Origin of the sequence: Proteus sp. STS61-E (assembly GCF_040932335.1) — a bacterium.
Lineage (GTDB): Bacteria > Pseudomonadota > Gammaproteobacteria > Enterobacterales > Enterobacteriaceae > Proteus > Proteus mirabilis_B.
On the sequence record NZ_JBFQGE010000004.1, the window covers coordinates 423,905 to 447,470 of the forward strand.

Genomic DNA, 23,566 nt, shown 5'->3' on the forward strand with positions numbered 1-23,566 from the left:
TAATTTGAAGCATCGCAACAATACTCTTTATAAGAGTATTTAGAGTCAATCAGAAAAGTATATTTACTTAAATATAACGTTATATATTTATAAATATTTTTTAAAGAATTTATAGATATCCTATATTAGCTATTTTCAATTCCTTCTTTTAACGTCTGAGCAATAAACTTTAATATAAAATCAATAAAACAGGTACTATCACTCTGTTTTTCAGCCTCACCTAATACTCGATAATAATCATCTTGATGTTGCTGGATAAGTGTTTCAACTGGTAACCAAGCAAACTCTGTACGCCATTTGCTTAAAATAACAGATTGCCATAATCGTCCCATCCGACCATTTCCATCAGAAAATGGATGGATGAATTCCAATTCATAGTGAAATACACAGCTTTTAATTAATGGATGAACATCAGTGGATTTTAGCCAATCAAATAAAGATGCAATCAATCTTACTATTTGGCTTGAAGGTGGAGCCATATGAATTAATTGACTATCTCGATAAATACCAACATCACCATTACGCCAAGCCCCAGGATAATCTATAAGCCCTTGCATTAATAAAGCATGAGCATCAAGGAAATGTTCTGCATTATTACTATCCCAATCAGGTATTTTTTCATAAGCAAGAATGGCATTACGAACTTCTTGGATTTCTTTAATTGGGCCTAAGACTTGTTTTCCATCCATGATTGCAGTGATTTGTTTAGTCGATAAGCTATTTTGCTCTATCGCTAAGGAGGCTTGAATGGTACGAATACGATTTTCTTTGCGTAATTGTGGTGAAGCTAATTTTCCCGTCGCCGACCAATACCCTAATAACTCACTAATTTCTGCCACAGAGTTAAGAATTGAAGATGTAATTGTATAGGGGGGCGAATATTTACGGCTCATAATGTGGCTCTTTATGTTTATTTCAAGAAAATCTAGCGACTGTAAGACGATAACTAAAAAATATTATTTATCTATTTTTTGTTTAATTATCCATAAGATACCCTATTACTCTTACACACTCTTGATTTTTTACATCTATTAAAAATCGAAGAATAGCTAACAAACTCTTTTTATGCGAGTTGTGCCACAAAAGAGATGATTTTCTTATGTTTAGTATTTAAATATCTTGTCTTGTTTTCGTCATTTGCGTATTTATATTTTGTGTGTGAAAGGTATCCCACTTTATTTATCAATGTAATAAAACATCATTTAAATCAATATGTAATAAATTAAAAATAAAGGGTTTTCAGAAAAGTGCAGATTGTCATTAATGGTGAATCAACGATATTATAGTGCGTAAATTATTTGGCTTTTGGTCTAAAAAGATATTTGGATCATTAAAACAATGAACTGAAACCTTGTGATATGATCATACAATGCTTGTGAAATAGAACGATATGCGGTGTAACAACAGATTTTCACAAATAACTCAAAATTCAATACGTTAAGACAGACAACAACATGACTGACATTCAACACTTAGACTCCCACACACCAATGATGCAGCAGTATCTTAAGATTAAAGCAGAGCATCCTGAAATCTTACTGTTCTATCGTATGGGTGACTTTTATGAACTGTTTTTTGATGATGCTAAAAAAGCCTCTCGCTTATTAGATATTTCATTAACAAAACGAGGTCAGTCCGCAGGCCAACCTATTCCTATGGCAGGTGTTCCACATCATGCTGTTGAAAATTATCTCGCTAAATTAGTGCAATTAGGGGAATCTGTCGCTATTTGTGAACAAATAGGCGATCCTGCAACCAGTAAAGGCCCTGTCGAACGCAAAGTTATTCGTATTGTAACGCCGGGTACTGTCACTGATGAAGCCTTACTTGAAGAGCGCCAAGACAACCTTTTAGCGGCTATTTGGCAAGATAAGAATGGCGCATTTGGTTATGCAACGTTAGATATCACATCAGGGCGTTTTCGTGTTACTGAAATGCCAGATAGTGAAAGCATGATTGCTGAATTGCAACGCACTCATCCAGCCGAATTACTCTATCCAGAAACTTTTGAGTCAATGGCACTGATTGAGCGCCAGCAAGGCTTGCGCCGTCGCCCTATTTGGGAATTTGAACCAGAAACCGCAAAACAACAGCTGAATCTGCAATTTGGTACTCGTGATTTAACGGGCTTTGGTGTTGAAAATGCACATTTGGCACTCTGTGCTGCAGGGTGCTTATTACAATATGTGAAAGATACACAACGCACTGCATTGCCTCATATCCGCAGCATCACAATGGAACGCCCTCAAGATTCAATTATTTTAGATGCGGCAACTCGTCGTAATCTCGAATTAACTCAAAATCTTGCAGGTGGTACCGATAACACACTCGCATCCGTACTTGATCTTTGTGTTACCCCGATGGGAAGCCGTATGCTGAAACGTTGGATACACTCGCCTTTGCGCCAACGTGAACAATTGATCAAACGCCAAGATGCTATTAGTGCATTACAGCCTCTCTATTTTGAACTGCAACCTTTTTTACGACAAATTGGTGATCTAGAACGAGTCTTAGCACGTTTAGCTCTACGCTCTGCACGTCCTCGTGATCTTTCTCGTATGCGCCATGCTTTCCAGCAATATCACGATATTCATCAAGTGCTTGAACAAGCTGATATGCCTTATATTAAAGAATTACAAAAGCGCATTAGCCAGTTCGATGAATTATGTGAATTACTCGAACACGCCATTGTTGAAACACCACCTGTATTAGTACGTGACGGTGGTGTTATTGCCTCTGGCTATAATGCCGAGTTAGACGAATGGCGTGCATTAGCCGATGGTGCAAGTGATTACCTTGATAAACTTGAAATCCGTGAACGTGAAAAATGGGGTATTGATACTCTAAAAGTTGGCTTTAATGGTGTACATGGCTATTACATCCAAGTCAGTCGCGGGCAAAGCAACTTAGTGCCTATGCACTATGTTCGTCGTCAAACGTTGAAAAATGCTGAACGTTATATCATTCCTGAATTAAAAGAGTATGAAGACAAGGTATTAACTTCTAAAGGTAAGGCATTAGCTATCGAAAAAATGCTTTATGAAGAGATTTTTGAAAAGCTATTACCTCACCTTACAGCATTACAAATTAGTGCAGAGGCTTTAGCTGAAACAGATGTTCTTTCTAACCTTGCTGAGCGAGCTGAATCATTAAATTATACTCGCCCAGAATTGAGTGAAAAAACAGGTATTCAAATCACTGGGGGACGTCACCCAGTTGTTGAACAAGTCCTTAGCGAACCGTTTATTTCAAACCCATTACAATTAGCACCTCAACGTCGTTTATTGATCATTACAGGCCCTAATATGGGTGGTAAAAGTACTTATATGCGCCAAGCCGCATTAATTACTTTACTTGCTTATATTGGTAGCTTTGTACCTGCTGAAAAAGCTTTAATTGGTCCTGTCGATCGTATCTTTACACGTGTGGGTGCTTCTGATGATCTTGCTTCTGGACGTTCTACTTTTATGGTTGAAATGACAGAAACTGCCAATATTTTGCATAATGCGACAGAAAACAGTTTGGTCTTAATGGATGAAATCGGTCGAGGTACATCCACTTATGACGGATTATCTTTGGCTTGGGCTTGTGCTGAAAACTTAGCAAATCGCATTAAAGCGATGACTCTCTTTGCAACCCACTATTTTGAATTAACGACACTGCCTGAAAAACTTGAAGGTACTGCAAACATTCACTTAGATGCCGTTGAACATGGTGATACTATTGCCTTTATGCACAGCGTCCAAGAAGGTGCTGCAAGTAAAAGCTATGGTTTAGCTGTGGCATCATTAGCGGGTGTACCAAAAGAGGTGATCCGTCGTGCTAAACAGAAATTAAAAGAGCTTGAAATGCTATCAGGTCATACTGGCTCTGGTCATGTTGAAACGTCACAGCTGATGTTATTAACAGAAGCCGAGCCTTCTGCCATTGAATTAGCATTAGATAAAATCGATCCTGATGCATTAACACCTAGACAAGCCTTAGAACAACTCTATCGTTTAAAAGAGATGGCAAAATAAGTCATAAAAAATACTAAATATTGATAGCAAAAAGGCTCTGTTTGATTTTACAGAGCCTTTTTTATGGCTGACTTTTTAATTTTTCAAACTAAAGTAATCAAAGATAAATACAGAATTAATTAATTGAAGCATGGCTATATTTCAGTCGCTCACCCAATAACAATAAAGTGTCTTTATCACCATAGTTGTCAAATAAGCGAACAAATGATGATAAAGCAGGATTAAACATCATATCATCAGTAATTTTCTCATAAGATGTATAATCTTTTGTTTTCAATGAAAAAACTAACGTGACTTTATCATCGTTATAACCTTTATTTAGAATTAAACTGTCATTACTTACCATTAAATCATTTATATATTTATAACCACTTTCATAGAAAGTGTTTAAATTCCCATCAGATTGGCGTCGAACAACAGAATAGAGATCACGAGAAGCGTGTTGAGTGATAAGATAGGTATCACCATTAGCATTTTGGGCAACTTCTTTAACACGCAAAGGGAGCCAGCGCGTTTTTGTCACTTCTTTATTCACTAAATTTAGCGTGATTTCTAACGTATTTGTAGTGTAATGGTGATTATAAAAAATAATGAGGGAATCACCTGATAGAGCGTAATGCAATTGTGTAAACTCACCGAAATCTTCAGCGTAATATTGCTTCACCAGATCTTCAGTATTAACTGAATATTCCCAGCTTTCGCCTTCATCTAAACTTGTTAATATCGTCTTATTATCAACTAATACTAATTGCGATGTTGTTTGTGAAAAGAGTAATTTTCCACCAATAAGCGCTAAAGGAAAACGATAATAACCATTGTTAGTCTCTTGCCAAGGAATTAAATCTGCTACTGTAAACTCTGTCAAATCTATAGTTTGTCGTCCCTGCTCTGTAAATAAAACACATTTATCAACAACACAGTAAGCGTTATAAAAGCTACCTTGACCTTGTGATACAAAGCGCATACCTTCTTTATCAGAAAAGTACAGTGTATATTTTCTCTGGTTATCTTGGCGGTGCAGTCTGCCATAAATATCTACATCATATCGCCCACTATCAGATTCAGTTTTAATTAACATTCCGCTAGAAGCATAAAAAGTATTACGCCAATCATAGTGAGAATAAGGGTATGAAGATAATTCAGAAGCGTTTTCATTTTTCCATTGCCACTTAGAAGCGAATCCATGAAAAAGCACGCCATAAAAAAGCAATAAGCTTAAAATAAATAAACTTGTGATAATAATAAAAGGCTTACGGAAAAAAGGATTCATTGGCGCAGCTCCGTAATATACAGCGGTTGTTTGCTTTCAACACATTGCTGCTGAAGTAAAAAATAGGTTTGATAACTGCTATGACCTTTTTCTGATAACAAAATATAAAGATTTGAAAACAAGGCAGTTAAAAAGGCTATGCCACTCATGATTAAGCCATAGATAATCCCCATTCCTAAAAAGCTATCACCAATAGAATACCAATCCCATTTATCCCAATAATTGCCATTATCATAAACATCAGAAATAGAGAAACTTGCAACCATTGAGAAAATAAAAATACTGACTAATGCGACTATTAACAGTGATAAACGATATGTACGCTGGTGACCAATATACATTTGTCCTGATATTGAATAAGCGCCATTATCTGTATGATTATAAACGCCCAAGACAACAGGCCCTGAGTTCTTATCTTCAGCTTGCCAAAAGAACAGTTCAACATCATCACCATCAGCAAGAAACAGATTATGATCAGAATAAAATAAGCGTTCTCTATAACTTAATACGAAAGGATGATTATCAATCAGACAGGATACTTGCATTATCACCGTCTCGCCGTTGCGATGATGCATTTTAATTCTATTAGTACTATGAATTTGTATTGTTCCTCGAACTCGTTGTACTTTACTTTGATTTATTTGAGGAAACGATTTTTTACTCACAGTCAATGAAGGTAATGGTGCCGATTTTATTCCAGTAATAATGAGGTGCTCGCCATCTGGAGCTATCAAGGCTTGCTTGGCGATAACTTTATCTAATGCTTTTATTCTCTTTCTATGTTTAGGTCTGGAGCGCTGAAAATAGCGATAAGCTTTTTCTCCGATATAACTGATCCCCGCCATCACCGCACCACATGCAATAACCATAGAAACAACGATAAAGAAATTCACCTCAAGATGGAGAATTGAAAAATAGCTCCAATAACCGCCAACAAGTGTCAGAATAAATGCAAGCAATAACCATTTTTGTTGCTTTGCTGTTAGCGTGAATTTTCTTTCAGGCTCAAGCCTTCCTTTTGTATCATGATAAATCCATTGCACCCAGAAACTGCCATCTTTCAATAATTCAGCACAGATTTTAAGCTCATCGCCTTGTTTTAATCGTTTAAGAAAATCTTGAGAATTAGTAAAATCCTCTTCATTAAGATAGAAGTTTTTACCTGATGCTATTATTCTCACCATTCCATTCGGGGAGATTTTACTTTGGTTAAAATCGCAACGTTCTAATTTAACGTTTAAAAAATAATCTTTCATATCTTCCTTTATCACTTTCATCAGGCTAACAAGGTGCAAGACTGCGCTCTTGTTTTATCGTTTTGAATCGCATAATACAAGATAAAGAAAAGCCGATTAGTAAATCCACTAATCGGCTTTGGTAATAACAATCTGTCAATTAAAGCTATAAACAGAAAAAGGGTGGCTAACTATGCTTTGAAAAGTGCTTCAATACATAATCCCTGACTTTGTAGAATGTCTTTTAAGCGGCGTAGTCCTTCAACTTGAATTTGACGAACTCTTTCTCTTGTTAGACCAATTTCTCTACCAACATCTTCTAAAGTTTCTGCTTCATAGCCTAATAATCCAAAACGACGTGCTAATACTTCACGTTGCTTAGGATTCAATTCAAATAACCACTTTATGATATTTTCCTTGAGGTTATTATTTTGAATTGTTGCTTCCGGCCCTTCTTCATTTTCGTCAGAGATAATATCGAGTAAGGCTTTATCTGAATCACCACCAATTGGGGTATCAACAGAAGTAATACGTTCATTTAAACGCAGCATCTTACTCACATCTTCAACTGGTTTATCAAGTGTTTGTGCAATCTCTTCAACACTAGGCTCATGATCGAGTTTATGTGCTAATTCTCTTGCTGTTCTTAAATAAACATTCAGCTCTTTAACGATATGAATGGGAAGGCGGATAGTACGAGTCTGGTTCATAATGGCACGTTCAATAGTTTGACGTATCCACCATGTCGCATAAGTTGAAAAACGGAAACCTTTTTCAGGATCGAATTTTTCAACAGCACGAATAAGTCCTAAGTTCCCTTCTTCAATCAAATCAAGCAGGGCAAGACCTCGGTTTGTATAACGACGAGAGATCTTAACAACTAAACGTAGGTTACTTTCTATCATTCGTTGTCTTGATGGAATATCGCCTCGCAACGCTCTACGGGCAAAGAAAACTTCTTCTTCAGCGGTCAGCAACGGAGAATAACCAATTTCTCCTAAATAAAGCTGAGTTGCATCGAGCGCACGCTGGTTGACTCCTTCAATAAGTTCAATTTCATCTTGAGCATCAGACTCATTTTCTGCCTCTTTTGCAGCAACTTCATCGAACTCTTCCATGTTCTCTTCAATTTCATCTGTATATAACTCGTCTACTCTTAGCGTACTTTGGCTCATCAGCTGCTCCTACCCTTGATAATTTAGGTAAACGACTCATAATTAAAGTCTGTTTACCAGTTTATCGCTGTGTCACGACACAACGGGTTTACTGATTTTCCCTTGTAACGAATTACAAAATAAAAGATAACATAATCTATTTTACTGTTAATTTTATTCTTTCTTTATTCAATATATAACTTAACTATTGAGTGCAGGTTATTAACAGTTTTTTTATTATATTTTACGTATATTTATCTATACGTAAAATTACTCTATTTGATGCGCTATTTGTGACTATTTACATCTAAAAAAACAAATAAAAATCCATAATAATAAAATAATATCCAATAATTTATATTACGTACTATTATTAAAAAGATAATCTAATAAAGAAAATACCTACCTAAACAAGAGGTTGTTTTATAGTTCATCTTTTCATAACAACGAATCTTTATTCATTTTTTATATAACAATTTTTAGCATACGCATTCATTGATTGAGAATCAACCATCTAATTTAGCGTTATCTATAATTTTATATTGACCTCTCATTTTTAATAATCTTTAAATAAGCACTTATACTTAGGTAAAATTTATTTTGTTTCAATATTTTAATTAATTACAGATAAGAAAAAGCCCTCTTCTTTTTGTAAAGAAGAGGGCTTAACTTTAGGATTATTCACTATACGTGTAAAAAATCACTTATCTATTTCTTAGGTAAATAACTCATTGGGTTGAGTGATTTTTCTTTATAACGGATCTCAAAGTGTAGTCGGACAGAACTGGTTCCAGAGCTACCCATTGTGGCAATTTGCTGACCTGCATTCACATTTTGTTGTTCGCGTACCAAAATGGTGTCGTTATGTGCATATGCGCTGAGGTATTCGTCATTATGCTTGATGATAACGAGGTTGCCATAGCCACGTAATGCACTACCTGCATAAACCACTTTACCCGCTGCAGTTGCAACAATTGGTGAACCTTTTGTACCACCGATATCGATACCTTTATTACCACCCGGCGCACTTGAATAGCTTTCGATAATGTTGCCTTGTGCAGGCCAAATCCACTTACCAGAAACCGCCGTAGGTGCAGGTGTTGCCGCAGTTGTGGTATTTGTATTTGTTGTTGGTGGCGGAGTCGTTGTCTTCGGTTGTGTTGTTGCCGGTTTAGTAATTAATGGTCCCATTGCACCATTATTTGTTGGTTTGGTATGCGCCGTTTGAACACCAGCATTACTTGATTGATTAATAACCGATGTGTTGACATTGGTATTTGTTCCCGTATTGACCTGACGGTTACCAATATTCAACACTTGCCCTACGTTTAAGCTATAAGGCTCTGGGATGTTATTCATTGACGCCAGTTCTTTTACATCACTATCTGTTATCCAAGCGATATAGAACATGGTATCACCACGTTTTACGGTGTATGTATTACCGTTGTAGTTTCCTTTCGGAATACTCTCGTAGTTACGGTTATACACAATGCGTCCAGTGCCATCAGTACTTACATTTTGAGCTGCAACCGATGTTTGAGGACGAGGCTGGCTTTGCGATTGAACCACGCCTCCATTAGACGAAGCGGAGTTCACCTTAATTGAAGGAGGAGGTGACGATTGTAAGGGGGTAGTTCTTTCAATAGGCGTCGCATTACTGTTAGTCATTACAGGTGCGGTTGATACCGTATTATTTGAAGAGCTATCATTTACAGAGGTAATTGGTGCAGGACGATAAGGTGTATCTGCACAGCCTGTTAATGCAAATCCAATTACCGAACACATGATTGCCCAGCGGACATGCTTAATTGGGCTTTCTGAATTCATACTTCCTTCTCCCTTTAAAAAGGCATTAGCATCTAGCAATTTGTCGAGTTAAACAAAAAGACTGCAATTTTTTGAAAATGTTTCATTTATTAGTGCAGATTACGACAAGCTATTAAAAAGCAGTAATAAAAAACGGTCAGATTTATCTGGAAGTTATGCTAACTCGCCTGCAATTAAAGGAACAAATCTAACTGTTTCTATAGATTGGTAGTGAAAATCATTACCTAAACGTCGGATAAACTTCAGTATTTGTTGTTGTTCACCGACAGGTATTATCATCCTGCCACCATCGGCTAACTGCATCAATAACTGTTGTGGTACTTCTGTTGCACATGCTGTCACTATTATGGCATTAAAAGGGGCTTTTGATGACCAACCTTCCCATCCATCACCATGACGTGTCGAGATATTATGTAAATCAAGATGTTTAAAACGTCGTTTAGCTTGCCATTGCAATATCTTTATACGCTCAACAGAACTAACATGATGGACTAAATTTGCTAATACGGCGGTTTGATATCCCGAACCTGTACCAATTTCTAATACAGAATCTGTACTTTGTAATTCCAGTAATGTTGTCATTTTGGCGACAATATAAGGCTGTGAAATAGTTTGCCCATTGCCAATAGGCAAAGCCGTATTTTCATAAGCCTTATGAGAAAGCGCTTCATCAATAAAAAGCTCTCTAGGTACTTTACTCATTGCTTCCAACAGGCTCTCATCCTTGATGCCATGTTGTTTTAACATTGTCAGTAAGTCTTTCATTGACCGACTTAACATGTTTTTTTGACCTCTGCTTTATTTAACCAATTTTGTAGTAAATCAAGTGCTTTATAGGCTGTTAAATCAACATGTAATGGGGTTATCGAAACATAACCTTCATCAACAGCAGCAAAATCTGTATCGGGACCTACATCATTTTTTTCGCCTGGAGGCCCAATCCAATAAAGACTATTCCCTCTAGGATCAGTATGTGTATAAACATGTTGTGATGCATGACGACTACCACAGCGTGTAATACGAAAACCCTTTACTTCATCAAGAGGAATATCAGGTACGTTAATATTTAGAATATTGCCCGCTCTTAAAGGTACTTGTTGTAACATTGCCAAGACTTCACAAGTTACTTGAGCAGCTGTCTCAAAGTGGGTTTCACCATCAAGTGAAACAGCAATGGCAGGCAAACCTAAAAAACGCCCTTCTGTTGCCGCAGCAACTGTACCTGAATAAATAACATCATCACCCAAATTAGGACCATGATTAATACCAGAAACCACAATATCAGGACGAGGGCGCACTAAGTGATTTACACCAAGATAAACACAATCTGTTGGTGTCCCCTCAACAATTGCAATATCCCCATTTTCAAGCTCTTGCTTGCGTAGAGGTCTGTCGATTGTTAAAGAGTTAGATGCAGCACTACGATTACGATCAGGTGCAACAATTTGTACATCATAACGCTGGCGTAACGCTTTAGCGAGGGTCTGTATCCCCTTCGCCATCACACCATCATCATTACTCACCAATATTTTCAGCATCATCATTCCCTAATAAAATTAATTCACGTACAACGCTAGTTGCAAAGCTTCCTGCGGGTAAAAAGAATGACAGAGAAACAGTGGTATCGTCTACCCAATTCCATGACATATTTTCTGGTAATACATTGATAGCACGTCTTGTATTATCAACACGTTCTTGTCGAGCCAGCGACCAGAAGGCTTCATATTCTGCCAGATTTTCAGTTTCAAAATCTAATGCTTGTGATTGAGTACCTAAATCACCTTTACCCGGTAAAGGCGCAGTAATATGAACATCGTGCTCTTCATAACGAGTTTGTGTTTGAGCTAGTTCTGCTTCATCAACAACAAACCAGCTACCTCGCCCATGAAGTTGCATTGCATCACCGAGCATCACTTTTGAATATAAATCACATTCCAATCTTCTGCTGACAATATGATTAAACATCGCACTACGGGCTGCGGAGAGGTAAAAGCTACGCTTTCCTCGTTCTTTTACGCGGATTTCGTCTGTTGCCCAACGCATGGCTTGTCGTAAATTATCACCATTACGACCAAATCGTTGAGCACCAAAATAGTTGGGGATACCTTTTGCTTTTATTTGCGCCAAACGAGCATCAACAAAATCACGATCAGAAATCTCTCGTAACACCAATGTAAAGTGATTACCTTTTAGTGTTCCTATACGTAATTTACGTTGTTGACGAGTCGTTTCTAGAATTTCACAACCTTCTAAAGCTAGCTGGCTGAAATCAGGCATCTCTTTACCCGGCATACGCAGACAAAACCATTGTTCAGTCACTGCATTTCTGTCTTTTAGACCAGCGTAACTGGCATCACGAGGATGGATACCAACAAATTTTGCTAATTTTTCAGCAACAAAAGCCGTATTACAACCTGTTTTTCTGATTTTCACCATGACATGCTCGCCTTCCCCATCAAGGGTGAAGCCAAGATCTTCACAGACAATAAAATCCTCAGGGATTGACTTTAATAAACCTGTTGCTTGTGGTTTTCCATGTAACCAATGGAGTTCGGGTAAATCACTCATTCAGGTAATGACTCTTTCATTAGTAAAACAACGGCTTCACAGGCAATGCCTTCTTTTCTACCGACAAATCCAAGCTTTTCTGTTGTGGTCGCTTTCACATTGATGTCATCAACGTGGCAATGAAGATCTTCTGCGATATTGACGCGCATTTGTGGTGTATGAGGTAGCATTTTGGGAGCCTGAGCAATGATCGTGACATCTAAATTACCAATTCGGTAACCTTTTGCTCTTACGCGTGAGAAGGCTTCACGAAGGAGTACACGGCTATCTGCACCTTTGTATGCAGGGTCGGTATCAGGAAACAATGTGCCAATGTCACCCATTGCCACTGCACCTAAAATAGCATCTGTCACTGCATGTAATACTACATCGCCATCAGAGTGAGCTAACAGCCCTTGTTCATAAGGAACTCTGACACCGCCAATAATAATAGGGCCTTCACCGCCAAATTTATGTACGTCGTAACCGTGTCCAATTCTCATTTTATTATGTGTTCCTTATACTGGTGATTTGGCGTGAGAGGAAAAACTCTGCAAGCGCTAAATCTTCTGGCTGAGTAACTTTGATATTATCTGCACGACCTTTAACTAATAAAGGTTCATATCCAGCAAACTCCATCGCTGAGGCTTCATCAGTGATCGTTGCTTTTTGAGAGAGTGCATTTTCTATATTTTGTTTTAATAACAATGCAGGAAAGAATTGTGGCGTTAAAGCATGCCATAGCTTTGTTCTTTCTACTGTTTGTTCAATATGATTATCTTGTTGATGACTACGTTTCATTGTATCGCGAACAGGTGTCGCAAGAATGCCACCACAAAAGTGAGGTTCCATAACGTTTTCATCAATGAGTTTAATTAAATGGTCAAGATCGCCAAAATGTAGGCAAGGTCTTGCTGCATCGTGAACTAATGCCCATGTGTTTTCAGGAAAATGTTGAGTAACATACGCTAAACCTGACAATACTGAGTCAGCACGTTCGCCACCACCATTAACCGTTATTATTCTTTCATCTTGCGCTAAAGGTAAAGTGTGAAAGTAGCTGTCATTAGGGCTGATCGCCACGATAATTTGCGTTATACGTGGGTGTTTCAATAAGGCATTAATGGTATGTTCAAGAATAGTCAATCCGCCAATCTTCAAATATTGTTTTGGGCAGACTGATTGCATTCGACTTCCGATACCGGCTGCCGGAATAACGGCAACAATAGGAAGAGTAGAGTTTGTTATATTCATTATGATATTTGTATCAGGACACACTATTAATTCAATAAATTAACGACGTGGTTGAGATTTATCGCTCACAATACGGAAAAATGTCTCATTAGGCTTTATCATTCCTAATTCACTACGAGCACGCTCTTCTAGTGCTTCTTGCCCGCCATTGAGGTCATCAATCTCTGCAAATAGACGATCATTACGCTCTTTTAACTGCGTATTTTGCGCCAATGCAGATTCAACTTCTTGAGTTACTTTGTTGTAATCATGGATACCATTTTTACCTAACCACAATGAATATTGTAGCCAGCCAAGTAAAATCAGAAGTAAGACTGTTAATTTCCCCATTACCACCCCCAAGATTAATGGGCTAATCATCCCACAACTCAACCACAGACGCCACAAAAGTGCTGGAATATATTACATTATTATTCCCATTATCCTCACTATAAACGTGGATAACTTCTATAAAATTCAGACTAAGGTTTGATTTTTTCTTATTAAGATGAAGTGCTATGGGGTTAATTTATAAATAAATGGGCTCTTAATTAATGCGTGAATCCGCATTGAAATAGCATGGCGTAATACGCATTTTTTACTCTAGATACATACATTATCTCTACACATATCTCCTTTTTATCGGGTATTTGTGTAGAGATAATTTAATATCACCATAAAATTAACAGTAAATTTGTTTTTGCCGTAGGTATGTGAGGATCTGCTGAATAAGGGTATTTATAGGAAGTGTACCGTCCAAATGTAATTCAGGATCAATAGGCTGTTCATAAGGCGAATCGATACCTGAAAATTGCTTTATCTCACCGCGCCTTGCTTTTTGATAAAGCCCTTTCGGATCACGGGATTCACAAATAGAAAGTGGTGTATCAACAAAGATCTCAATAAATCTTCCTTGATCAAAGTTTCCTCTAACTTGTTGTCTGTCTTTTTGGTAAGGCGAGATAAAAGCCGTTAAGACAATCAGTCCCGCATCTACCATCAATTTAGCCACTTCACCCACACGGCGGATATTTTCGTGCCTATCTTCAGCACTAAATCCGAGATCACGACATAATCCATGACGTAAGTTATCGCCATCCAATAGATAGGTATGAATGAGTGAATGTTTTTGTGAATGCTGATAAAGCGCTTGTTCTAGTGCATCGGCAAGTGTGGATTTACCTGAGCCAGATAAACCGGTAAACCAAAGCACACATCCTTTGTGTGCTTGTTGTGATTCGCGTTCATTTAATCCAATTTTATGAGGATGCCAAATAATATCGTTGCTTATCACCACTATTTTCCTCCAAGAAGATCTCTCGCTCCCCAATGGGGAAAATGGCGACGGATAAGTTGATTTAACTCGACTTCAAAAGCATCATATTGTGTCGTAGTTTGTATCGCGTTATCTCTTGTTTCTCGAATAAGCCCAACACCAACTGTGACATTGCTTAACCTATCAATAAAGATAAGTCCCCCCATATCTGCATTAGCTTGATAGTTATCCAGCACCAGTGGCTCTTCAAATGAGGCTTCAACACTACCAATCGCATTTAAACTTAAGTTATCTGTTACTTGTTGGGTGAGCTTATTCACATCCACTTGATAATGGATATTCTCTATTTTGGCACGGCTTTTTTTGCCTGCGATCTTGATGTCTAGAGTATGCCCTTGTACTAAGGGTTGCTCTGACATCCACACTACGTCAATTAATGCATGAGTACTAATATTGGCAGTTGTATCGTTATCATCAACGATAATATCCCCTCGACTAATATCAATTTCATCAGCTAAAACGAGTGTGATGGCTTGTCCTGCACTCGCTTGTGTTAAATCGCCATCAAAAGTAACAATACGTTTGATAGTAGAACGTTGCCCCGAAGGTAATACTTTGATTTGTTGACCTTGATAAAGAACACCAGAAGACACCGTACCGCTGTACCCTCTAAAATCTAAATCTGGGCGATTTACATATTGCACAGGAAAACGTAGTAATTGCATGTCTGAATCTAATTTAACCGGCGCATCTTCCAATAATGAAAGCAACGTTTTTCCTTGATACCAAGGCATATTCAATGAGGGAGAAACCACATTGTCACCATCAAGGGCGGAAATAGGGACAAACTCAATAGTTAGATCCGTTGGGAGCTGATCGGCAAAATGAAGATAATCTTGTTGGATCGAATCAAAAGTTGCTTGCTGATAATCCACCAGATCCATTTTATTGATTGCAACAATTAAATGGCGGATGCCAAGAAGTGTGCTGATAAAACTGTGTCGCCGTGTTTGTTCTTGTACGCCTTTTCGAGCATCGATCAGCAGAATAGAAAGCGTACTGGTTGATGCACCTGTCGCCATATTGCGGGTATATTGAGCATGTCCGGGTGTATCAGCAATAATAAACTTACGCTTTGAAGTTGAAAAATAGCGATAAGCAACATCAATAGTGATCCCTTGCTCTCTTTCTGCTGCTAATCCATCCACCAGCAAAGCAAGATCGAGTTTTTCACCTTGAGTGCCGATCTTTTTACTTTCATTTTGTAATGTAGAAAGCTGATCTTCATAGATCTGCCTTGTGTCATGAAGTAAACGCCCTATTAGTGTACTTTTTCCATCATCGACATTGCCGCAGGTTAGAAATCGCAGTAATCCTTTATTCTGTTGAGTCTTGAGATAGCGCTCTACACCGCCCTGTTGTGCAATTTCACCGGCGACAAGTTGATTTGTTTTTATGGCTATAAGTCCCATATTTCCTCCGATTAAAAATAACCTTGGCGTTTTTTCAGTTCCATTGATGCCGACTGATCACTGTCAATTAAACGCCCTTGTCGTTCACTGCTGGTGGAAATCAGCATTTCTTCAATAATGGCAGGGAGTGTTTCTGCTTGAGAAGGGATCGCTCCCGTTAATGGCCAGCATCCCAACGTTCTAAATCTCACTTGTTGCTGTGCGATAACTTCACCCGGTTTTAGATCAATTCTGTCGTCATCAACCATAATTAAGGTGCCATCACGCTCAATAACAGGTCTATTTTTTGCAAAATAGAGCGGAACAATGTCGATATTTTCTAAATAGATATATTGCCAAATATCGAGTTCTGTCCAATTAGATAACGGAAATACACGAATACTTTCGCCTTTATTAATCTGTCCGTTATAGTTTCTCCATAATTCGGGGCGCTGGTTTTTCGGCTCCCAGCGATGCTTTCTATCTCTAAACGAATAGATACGCTCTTTGGCTCGTGATTTTTCTTCATCGCGGCGCGCACCACCAAATGCCGCATCAAAACCATATTTATCTAAGGCTTGCTTTAGCCCTTCTGTTTTCATGATATCGGTGTGTTTTGCACTACCATGAATAAACGGATTAATTCCAAGCTCTACACCTTGTGGATTTCGATAAACTTTAAGATCAAAGCCATATTCTTTAGCCGTTTTATCTCGAAATTCATACATTTCTCGAAATTTCCAGCCTGTATCAACATGCAATAAAGGAAAAGGTAATTTCGCGGGATAAAACGCCTTGCGCGCTAAATGCAACATCACCGAGGAATCTTTGCCTATTGAATAAAGCATGACGGGATTTTCAAATTCAGCGACAACTTCGCGCAGAATATAAATACTTTCTGCTTCTAATTGCTGAAGATGAGTTAACTGTGTTTCATTCATAACAACCTCATTTAGGCAAAATGAACTAAAGGTGAATGGAGTGACGGTAAGGATTGATAAGCATGCCTGTCACCAAACCACGCAAGTTGGTGATGTAGTGCAGCGACTTCCCCCACAATTAATAAAGTGGGAGTCGGTGCTTTTTCAGCTAACTGCGCTAATTGTGTTAGATTTCCCGTGAGGACTTGCTGATCACAACGAGTGCCACAACTAATCACGGCGATAGGCGTTAATGGAGACCGTCCGAGTTTGATTAAACGCTGGCTAATAAGCTCTGCTTTTGCTGTCCCCATATAAATAGCGAGAGTGTGATTAGCTTGCGCTAACGATGCCCAATCCGGTTCGATCCCATCTGCTTTACAATGCCCTGTCATAAAGGTGACACTTTGAGCATATTGTCGATGGGTTAATGGGATACCCGCATAGGCACTCGCTCCGCTTGCAGCCGTGATCCCCGGTACTACTTGAAAAGAGATCCCATGCGCAATAGCAACTTCAATTTCTTCACCACCTCGTCCAAAAATAAAGGGATCGCCCCCTTTTAATCGAACAACGCGTTTGCCAAGTTGCGCATATTTCACGATCAGTGCATTGGTTTCTTCTTGAGAAACACTATGGTGTCCGGCTCTTTTACCTACGCAAATAGTGTCAGCATCACGGCGAACAAGTTCTAAAACCTCTGGACTCACTAAACTGTCGTAGAGCACAACTTCAGCTTGTTGAATAACCTGTAAACCGCGCAGTGTTAATAACCCTGCATCACCGGGACCAGCCCCAACTAATGCAAGTTCTCCTTGTTGGCACTCTTGTTGTTTCAATTGTTGTTCGAGCAAAGCTTCTGCTTGTGCTAATTGATCGCTTGCCACTAAAGAAGCAAATTTACCACTGAAGGCTTGCTCCCAAAAACGACAACGAGCTTGAAAAGTCTCTAAGTGCTGTTTCACTTTATTGCGCCATTTTCCGGCTATTGTCGCCATTGCGCCTAAAGAGCTTGGCAATAAGGCTTCTAATTTCTCGCGGATCATACGCACCAAAACGGGTGCTTTTCCCGCCGATGAAATGGCAATCAAAATGGGGTTTCTATCGATAATTGCCGGAAAAATAAATGAGCATTGAGGTTGTGAATCCACCACATTGACAAAAATATGCCGTGCTTGTGCATCAAGATAAACTTGCTGATTAAGCACACTGTCATCAGTGGCTACAATCACAAGCATCATTCCTAATAGATGTTCAGATTGATATTTTGCTGATACCCATTCAATTTTATCTTGCTGATAAGCAAGGTGTAATTCATCACATAACTGAGGTGCAATCACTCTTAAGCGAGCGCCTGCTCTTAACAACAGCAAAGCTTTACGCGCAGCAACATGACCACCACCAACCAATAACACTGGGCGTTCTTTTAATTCCACAAATAAGGGTAGGTAATCCATACGCGCATTTCACCTTCGTTGTTCACTTTATAACTAATGACTATAAAAGGTGCTTTAGAGGTTATGAAATGACAAAAAGCTATGTGATGGAACAGAAAGGAATAAGAGAAAACAAAGTATTTTCAATTAGTTATTTATTTTAGAAAAGACAAAAAGGGCAATAGATAAACTCTATTCCCCCAATTATTTATTGGTAGATAATGGCGTTATTCGTGTAATCCACACTCACGTTTTAAGCCGAAAAATCGTGTTTCTTCTTCACTCATACCCTCTTCCCATTTTCGAGTTGTATGAGTATCTCCCACAGAGAGATAACCTTGCTCCCATAAAGGGTGATAAGGTAAGCCGTTTTCTTTAAGATATTGATAGACCTGCTTATTATCCCAATCAACGATAGGTAAAAACTTAAAGATCCCTTTTGCGATTGAAAGCACTGGCAAATGTTCGCGGCTTTTAGCTTGTTGTCGGCGAAGACCTGCAAACCATGTTTGAGCCTGCAATGTTTTTAATGCCCTCTCCATCGGCTCTACTTTGTTTATCTGGTTATAACGTTCAATACCGTCAATGCCTTCTAACCAAAGTTTGCCATAGCGCGCTTCTTGCCAAGATGAAGATATTTCAGCTCGATAGACTTTCAAGTTAAGTTGTAACTGCTCAGTCAGCGTATCAATAAATTGATAGGTTTCAGGAAATAAATAACCTGTATCGGTCAAAATCACAGGAATATCAGGATATTGTCGAGTGATTAAATGTAGACATACCGCAGCTTGAATACCAAAACTAGAGCTTAATACATAGGCTTTAGGCAAATGTTCTAAAGCCCAAGTAACACGTTCAACGGCGCTTAATTGCTCTAACTGTTGATTAATCTCACTCAAAGCATGTGTTTGCTCTTCAACAGGTAACTGTTTTAGCGAAGCAAGCTGAAATAGACTCATACCGCCTCCTGCACTTCATAAAAATCAATCGCTGAATTCAGTACAGGTTTAACAATATTAGTGCGGATAAGAAAATCACCGAACCCTTCATTGTTATGACGAGAAATCGCCCATTCGCCAATCAGTGGATCGAGTATTGCAATGATTTCTTGCGAAGTAATATTTTCACGATACATTCTAGGAATACGTGTCCCAATGCGATTGCCCCCTAAATGCAAGTTGTAGCGATCAGGGGCTTTACCCACCAGCCCAACTTCTGCCAACATGGCGCGACCACAACCATTCGGGCATCCCGTTACACGTACAACAATATGCTCGTCACTCACACCATGTTTTGTCATCAAACTATCAAGGGTATCGGTGAATGAAGGCAAAAAGCGCTCAGCTTCTGCCATTGCCAATGGACATGTAGGGAAAGAAACACACGCCATCGCATGTTCACGCAGTGCTGTAACTTCACTATTAATCAAACCGTATCGACGAGCAATCGCTTCAATATTGGCTTTTTCACTTTCTGGTACACCTGCCACAATCAAATTTTGATTGGCAGTCAGTCGGAAATCACCCTGATGGATTTTGGCAATTTCCGCCACGCCCGTTTTTAATGGAGCATCAGGCGTATCAATCAACCGCCCACTTTCAATAAATAAAGTAAGGTGCCATTTATCATCAACACCTTTTAACCAACCGATTTGATCGCCTCGATGGGTAAATTCATAAGGTCGAATAGCCTCAAAAATTACTCCAGAACGGCGTTCAACCTCTTGTTTAAATGTCTCTACACCAACTCGTTCTAGTGTGTATTTTGTTTTTGCATTTTTACGTTCAGTTCGATTTCCCCAATCACGCTGAGTCGTCACAATGGCTTCTGCAATTGCCAATGTATTCTCAATAGGGATATAACCAAACTCACTGGCTAAGCGGGGAAAGGTATTTTTATCGCCATGCGTCATTGCAAGACCGCCCCCCACAAGCACGTTAAAACCAACTAAATGCCCATTTTCAGCAATCGCAATAAAATTCATATCATTAGCATGAAGATCAACATCATTGTGAGGTGGGATCACCACCGTGGTTTTAAATTTCCGCGGTAAATAGGTTTCTCCTAAAATAGGCTCTTCATCTGTTGTTGCTACTTTCTCTTTATCTAACCAAATTTCCGCATAAGCATGAGTACGAGGTAACAAATGTTCTGATATTTTTTTCGCCCACTCATACGCTTCTTGGTGTAATGAAGATTGCACTGGGTTTGAAGTACATAACACATTACGGTTAACATCGTTCGCTGTCGCTAAAGCATCAAGACCTGTTGCCACCAGCATTTGATGTGCGGGTTTTACATTGCCTTTTAAAATGCCATGAAATTGAAATGTTTGACGATTAGTAATACGAATACTGCCATAAAGCGTATTTTCAGTCGCAAACTTATCAATGCTAAGCCACTGTTTAGGCGAAATAATGCCCCCGGGTAAACGGCAACGTAACATCATTGCATGACGAGGTTCTAACATTTGCTCCGCACGTTCAGCACGAATATCTCTGTCATCTTGTTGATACATGCCATGAAAGCGGATCAATAGAAAGTTATCGCCTTCAAAACCACCCGTTAAACCATTTTGTAAGTCTTCTGTAATAGTGCCGCGTAAAAAGTGACTCTCTTTTTTCATGCGTTCACTATCAGCCAGTTTCCCTTCAACCACTAAGGGCGCTTGAGTGTGTAATTTCATTTAATAGACATCCCTCTGATAACGCCGTTCTAGGCGTAGCTCACTTAAGTATTCATCTGCTTCTTCAATATTTTTATTGCCATACTCCATCACAATATCTAACAACGCCTGTTCAACATCTTTTGCCATTCGTGACGCATCGCCACAGACATAAAGATAAGCACCTTGCTGTAACCATTGCCAAATCTCACTACCACGTTCGCGTAATTTATCTTGTACATAAATTTTATGTGCTTGATCTCGTGACCATGCTAAATCGATATGAGTTAACAGACCGCTTTTGACATAACGTTGCCATTCCACTTGATAGAGAAAATCTTCTACAAAATGAGGATTACCAAAAAATAACCAGTTTTTACCTGTTGCAGCGTCATTGTCGCGCTGTTGCATAAAACCTCGAAAAGGTGCGATACCTGTACCTGGACCAATCATAATGACGGGTGCAGTGTTATCTTCAGGTAGGCGAAAATGCGCATTTTTTTCGATAAAAACATTGATGCTATCGCCTTCTTTTAAGCTATCTGCTAAAAAACCAGAGGCTCCACCGGTATAAGCTCGAGAGTTAACGTCGTAACGTACAACCCCTAAAGTAAGGTGTACTTCGTCTTCGACTTCTTGTTGTGACGATGCAATAGAGTAAAGGCGAGGAGTCAGTGGACGTAAAATATCAACAAAATCTTGTGCAGTAGGTTGAGCACAATATTGGCGTACCATCTCATTAATAGGGTGTTTGTCTGCATATTGCTGAAGCATGGTTTTATCAGCCACTAATGACAATAGATCTTCATGCCGCGTCAATTGGGCATAGGCTTTTACGATAGGTGCGCTATTTTGAGTTAGCTCACAATGATGCAGTAACGCTTCTTTTAATGTGAATGTTTGAGATTTTAACGTGACAGGCTCATTACCCTTTAGCCACAACAAAGCAATCAGTTCATCAACTTTTTCAGGCGAGTTATTAAACCAAACCCCCAGTGCATCACCGGGTTGATATTGCAAATCAGAATCTTCAAGGCTGATTTCAATATGGCGAATGTCTCTATCTGAATTTCTGCCTGTAATTTTTTGATTAGTCAGTAATGTGGCAGTAAAAGGGGCATCTCGATGATAAATAGATGACTCAATTGTATCCGTCGTACCTGATTGTGTTTGTTGTAAGGTCTGCGTGCTTTGTGTCGGAACTCTTGCTTTTAAGATCTCTGTAAGCTGTTTTATCCATTCATCCGCAACGGCTTGATATTCAACATCAGCATCAACTCTTGGTAATAAACGTGTTGCGCCCAGTTGTGCAATTCGCTCATCAAAGTCTTTTCCTGCCTTACAGAAATGTTCATAGGAAGTATCACCTAAGCTCAATACTGCATAAGACGTTTCTTTCATTTCAGCCGCTTTTTTAGAGTTCAGATATTTATAAAAAGCGATTGCTTCTTCAGGAGGATCACCTTCTCCTTGCGTAGATGCAATGATGATCAAGGTTGTTGTTTTATGGATCTGCTTAAACTTATATTCACCTGCGGAATATAGTTCTACATTCAATTTGTGAGCAACCAGATTATCTCGTAACTGTTCGGCAAGATGACGCGCATTACCCGTTTGAGAAGCAGAAATCAATGTAATGGTTTCCTGCTCTGGTACATGTACTGGAGTAATCGCTGTCGATGCGGATACAACAGAAGGATTAAGCTGCCCCCACAAATAGCCAGATAACCACGCAATTTGCGCTGTTGAGAGATCTTTTGTTGCGTCCTGTAATTTATTCAATTGCTCCGGTGTTAATGGAAGCATTGATAATAATGGAGGTTGATTGCTCATTTATCCTGCCTTAAAAAAGCGAAGCACTTATCTGTGCTTTATTGTTCTTTGATAATATTTCTAATATTGAGAGGGTATCCCACGACTAGAAGGTGAATTAAAGACCTGTTGGCTCTATCTAATAACCTTAAATGCTAAATTTATTTATCGGTTTCCTTTACCAATATAATCAATAAGCAAAAAGGAACATAATAAGCCATTAAGATTAAGGGAGATTAGGCGTGATACGCTAAATCGGCTACACTGGTACACTTCGTACTATTTGTGTCTTTTTTTTACTAATTAAGTCAAGAGAGTTTTGATGACAACCACCATCTTTAAAGATTTTCAGTTTGAAGCCGCTCACCATTTGCCACATGTTCCTGAAGGCCACAAATGTGGACGTCTTCATGGGCACTCCTTTCTTGTTAGATTAGAGCTAACAGGTGAAGTTGATGCACATTCAGGTTGGCTTATTGATTTTGCTGATGTGAAAGCCGCATTTAAACCTACTCTTGAGCGTTTAGATCACTACTATCTTAATGAAATTGAAGGTCTAGAAAATCCGACCAGCGAAGTGCTGGCAAAATGGATTTGGCAACAAGTAAAACCGTCATTGCCATTATTATCTGCGGTGATGGTGAAAGAGACGTGTACAGCAGGATGTATTTATCGCGGTGAATAAATCGGTTTTAACATTAACCCGTTATCACCTAAAAGA

General features: G+C 38.9%; 20 protein-coding genes. 2 read left to right on the forward strand and 18 right to left on the reverse strand.

Going from position 1 to position 23,566, the window contains the following annotated elements:
- Positions 1 to 125 precede the first annotated feature (125 nt).
- Positions 126 to 893, reverse strand: a complete 768-nt coding sequence (locus AB4J89_RS12220) for a Fic family protein (RefSeq protein WP_311755818.1) — start codon at positions 891 to 893, stop codon at positions 126 to 128.
- 561 nt (positions 894 to 1,454) lie between these two features.
- Between AB4J89_RS12220 and mutS the strand changes: the two genes are divergently transcribed.
- Entirely contained in the window at positions 1,455 to 4,019 is a 2,565-nt protein-coding gene (gene mutS, locus AB4J89_RS12225) for a DNA mismatch repair protein MutS (RefSeq protein WP_088494734.1), read from the forward strand.
- Between the two features lie 115 nt (positions 4,020 to 4,134).
- On the opposite strand, the gene AB4J89_RS12230 is transcribed toward mutS, so the two are convergent.
- The 17 genes from AB4J89_RS12230 to cysJ form a co-directional block, all read right to left on the reverse strand.
- A complete protein-coding gene (locus AB4J89_RS12230; protein ID WP_368469408.1) occupies positions 4,135 to 5,289 on the reverse strand; it encodes a hypothetical protein in 1,155 nt (384 codons plus the stop codon).
- Positions 5,286 to 6,545: a hypothetical protein gene (locus AB4J89_RS12235; protein ID WP_368469410.1), complete on the reverse strand. Its 1,260-nt coding sequence runs from the start codon at positions 6,543 to 6,545 to the stop codon at positions 5,286 to 5,288. Before AB4J89_RS12235 ends, AB4J89_RS12230 begins: the two co-directional genes overlap by 4 nt.
- Before the next feature lie 170 nt (positions 6,546 to 6,715).
- Positions 6,716 to 7,699, reverse strand: coding sequence for an RNA polymerase sigma factor RpoS (gene rpoS, locus AB4J89_RS12240; protein WP_023582671.1), 984 nt, complete (start codon positions 7,697 to 7,699; stop codon positions 6,716 to 6,718).
- A gap of 687 nt (positions 7,700 to 8,386) precedes the next feature.
- Positions 8,387 to 9,505 carry a murein hydrolase activator NlpD gene (gene nlpD, locus AB4J89_RS12245; protein ID WP_311755821.1) on the reverse strand — a complete coding sequence of 373 codons (1,119 nt, stop codon included), beginning with the start codon at positions 9,503 to 9,505 and terminating at the stop codon, positions 8,387 to 8,389.
- Positions 9,506 to 9,658: 153 nt separating this feature from the next.
- Positions 9,659 to 10,285: a protein-L-isoaspartate(D-aspartate) O-methyltransferase gene (locus AB4J89_RS12250; protein ID WP_075673789.1), complete on the reverse strand. Its 627-nt coding sequence runs from the start codon at positions 10,283 to 10,285 to the stop codon at positions 9,659 to 9,661.
- Entirely contained in the window at positions 10,279 to 11,043 is a 765-nt protein-coding gene (gene surE / locus AB4J89_RS12255; RefSeq protein ID WP_088494730.1) for a 5'/3'-nucleotidase SurE, read from the reverse strand. The genes AB4J89_RS12250 and surE overlap by 7 nt, the downstream gene beginning before the upstream one ends.
- Complete coding sequence (truD, locus tag AB4J89_RS12260; RefSeq protein WP_368469413.1) at positions 11,021 to 12,073, reverse strand: tRNA pseudouridine(13) synthase TruD; 1,053 nt, start codon at positions 12,071 to 12,073, stop codon at positions 11,021 to 11,023. Before truD ends, surE begins: the two co-directional genes overlap by 23 nt.
- Positions 12,070 to 12,555 (reverse strand): 2-C-methyl-D-erythritol 2,4-cyclodiphosphate synthase, encoded by a 486-nt coding sequence (gene ispF / locus AB4J89_RS12265; protein WP_023582677.1) that lies wholly within the window; start codon positions 12,553 to 12,555, stop codon positions 12,070 to 12,072. The genes truD and ispF overlap by 4 nt, the downstream gene beginning before the upstream one ends.
- A 4-nt stretch (positions 12,556 to 12,559) precedes the next feature.
- Positions 12,560 to 13,306 (reverse strand): 2-C-methyl-D-erythritol 4-phosphate cytidylyltransferase, encoded by a 747-nt coding sequence (ispD, locus tag AB4J89_RS12270; RefSeq protein ID WP_088494728.1) that lies wholly within the window; start codon positions 13,304 to 13,306, stop codon positions 12,560 to 12,562.
- 39 nt (positions 13,307 to 13,345) lie between these two features.
- Positions 13,346 to 13,636 (reverse strand): cell division protein FtsB, encoded by a 291-nt coding sequence (ftsB, locus tag AB4J89_RS12275; RefSeq protein WP_036913758.1) that lies wholly within the window; start codon positions 13,634 to 13,636, stop codon positions 13,346 to 13,348.
- A gap of 331 nt (positions 13,637 to 13,967) precedes the next feature.
- Positions 13,968 to 14,582: an adenylyl-sulfate kinase gene (gene cysC, locus AB4J89_RS12280; RefSeq protein ID WP_088494727.1), complete on the reverse strand. Its 615-nt coding sequence runs from the start codon at positions 14,580 to 14,582 to the stop codon at positions 13,968 to 13,970.
- Positions 14,582 to 16,033 carry a sulfate adenylyltransferase subunit CysN gene (gene cysN, locus AB4J89_RS12285; RefSeq protein WP_102949464.1) on the reverse strand — a complete coding sequence of 484 codons (1,452 nt, stop codon included), beginning with the start codon at positions 16,031 to 16,033 and terminating at the stop codon, positions 14,582 to 14,584. Before cysN ends, cysC begins: the two co-directional genes overlap by 1 nt.
- Positions 16,034 to 16,044: 11 nt before the next feature.
- A complete protein-coding gene (cysD, locus tag AB4J89_RS12290) occupies positions 16,045 to 16,953 on the reverse strand; it encodes a sulfate adenylyltransferase subunit CysD (RefSeq protein ID WP_088494726.1) in 909 nt (302 codons plus the stop codon).
- A gap of 11 nt (positions 16,954 to 16,964) precedes the next feature.
- Positions 16,965 to 18,389 (reverse strand): siroheme synthase CysG, encoded by a 1,425-nt coding sequence (gene cysG, locus AB4J89_RS12295; RefSeq protein ID WP_088494725.1) that lies wholly within the window; start codon positions 18,387 to 18,389, stop codon positions 16,965 to 16,967.
- A 206-nt stretch (positions 18,390 to 18,595) separates the two neighbouring features.
- Entirely contained in the window at positions 18,596 to 19,327 is a 732-nt protein-coding gene (locus AB4J89_RS12300; protein WP_088494724.1) for a phosphoadenylyl-sulfate reductase, read from the reverse strand.
- Positions 19,324 to 21,054, reverse strand: a complete 1,731-nt coding sequence (gene cysI, locus AB4J89_RS12305) for an assimilatory sulfite reductase (NADPH) hemoprotein subunit (RefSeq protein ID WP_088494723.1) — start codon at positions 21,052 to 21,054, stop codon at positions 19,324 to 19,326. Before cysI ends, AB4J89_RS12300 begins: the two co-directional genes overlap by 4 nt.
- Entirely contained in the window at positions 21,055 to 22,866 is a 1,812-nt protein-coding gene (cysJ, locus tag AB4J89_RS12310) for an NADPH-dependent assimilatory sulfite reductase flavoprotein subunit (RefSeq protein WP_368469418.1), read from the reverse strand. It lies immediately after the preceding gene.
- A gap of 298 nt (positions 22,867 to 23,164) precedes the next feature.
- Between cysJ and queD the strand changes: the two genes are divergently transcribed.
- Complete coding sequence (queD, locus tag AB4J89_RS12315; RefSeq protein WP_088494721.1) at positions 23,165 to 23,530, forward strand: 6-carboxytetrahydropterin synthase QueD; 366 nt, start codon at positions 23,165 to 23,167, stop codon at positions 23,528 to 23,530.
- The last annotated feature ends 36 nt before the right edge of the window (positions 23,531 to 23,566 follow it).

Coding starts and splice junctions, on each gene's coding strand:
- nlpD (WP_311755821.1), bottom strand. CDS start 9,505: ATGAATTCAGAAAGCCCAATTAAGCATGTCCGCTGGGCAATCATGTGT.
- surE (WP_088494730.1), bottom strand. CDS start 11,043: ATGCTGAAAATATTGGTGAGTAATGATGATGGTGTGATGGCGAAGGGG.
- cysN (WP_102949464.1), bottom strand. CDS start 16,033: ATGGGACTTATAGCCATAAAAACAAATCAACTTGTCGCCGGTGAAATT.
- cysJ (WP_368469418.1), bottom strand. CDS start 22,866: ATGAGCAATCAACCTCCATTATTATCAATGCTTCCATTAACACCGGAG.
- cysD (WP_088494726.1), bottom strand. CDS start 16,953: ATGAATGAAACACAGTTAACTCATCTTCAGCAATTAGAAGCAGAAAGT.
- rpoS (WP_023582671.1), bottom strand. CDS start 7,699: ATGAGCCAAAGTACGCTAAGAGTAGACGAGTTATATACAGATGAAATT.
- ispF (WP_023582677.1), bottom strand. CDS start 12,555: ATGAGAATTGGACACGGTTACGACGTACATAAATTTGGCGGTGAAGGC.
- AB4J89_RS12250 (WP_075673789.1), bottom strand. CDS start 10,285: ATGTTAAGTCGGTCAATGAAAGACTTACTGACAATGTTAAAACAACAT.
- mutS (WP_088494734.1), top strand. CDS start 1,455: ATGACTGACATTCAACACTTAGACTCCCACACACCAATGATGCAGCAG.
- ftsB (WP_036913758.1), bottom strand. CDS start 13,636: ATGGGGAAATTAACAGTCTTACTTCTGATTTTACTTGGCTGGCTACAA.
- ispD (WP_088494728.1), bottom strand. CDS start 13,306: ATGAATATAACAAACTCTACTCTTCCTATTGTTGCCGTTATTCCGGCA.
- cysG (WP_088494725.1), bottom strand. CDS start 18,389: ATGGATTACCTACCCTTATTTGTGGAATTAAAAGAACGCCCAGTGTTA.
- cysI (WP_088494723.1), bottom strand. CDS start 21,054: ATGAAATTACACACTCAAGCGCCCTTAGTGGTTGAAGGGAAACTGGCT.
- AB4J89_RS12230 (WP_368469408.1), bottom strand. CDS start 5,289: ATGAATCCTTTTTTCCGTAAGCCTTTTATTATTATCACAAGTTTATTT.
- AB4J89_RS12235 (WP_368469410.1), bottom strand. CDS start 6,545: ATGAAAGATTATTTTTTAAACGTTAAATTAGAACGTTGCGATTTTAAC.
- AB4J89_RS12300 (WP_088494724.1), bottom strand. CDS start 19,327: ATGAGTCTATTTCAGCTTGCTTCGCTAAAACAGTTACCTGTTGAAGAG.
- AB4J89_RS12220 (WP_311755818.1), bottom strand. CDS start 893: ATGAGCCGTAAATATTCGCCCCCCTATACAATTACATCTTCAATTCTT.
- truD (WP_368469413.1), bottom strand. CDS start 12,073: ATGAGTGATTTACCCGAACTCCATTGGTTACATGGAAAACCACAAGCA.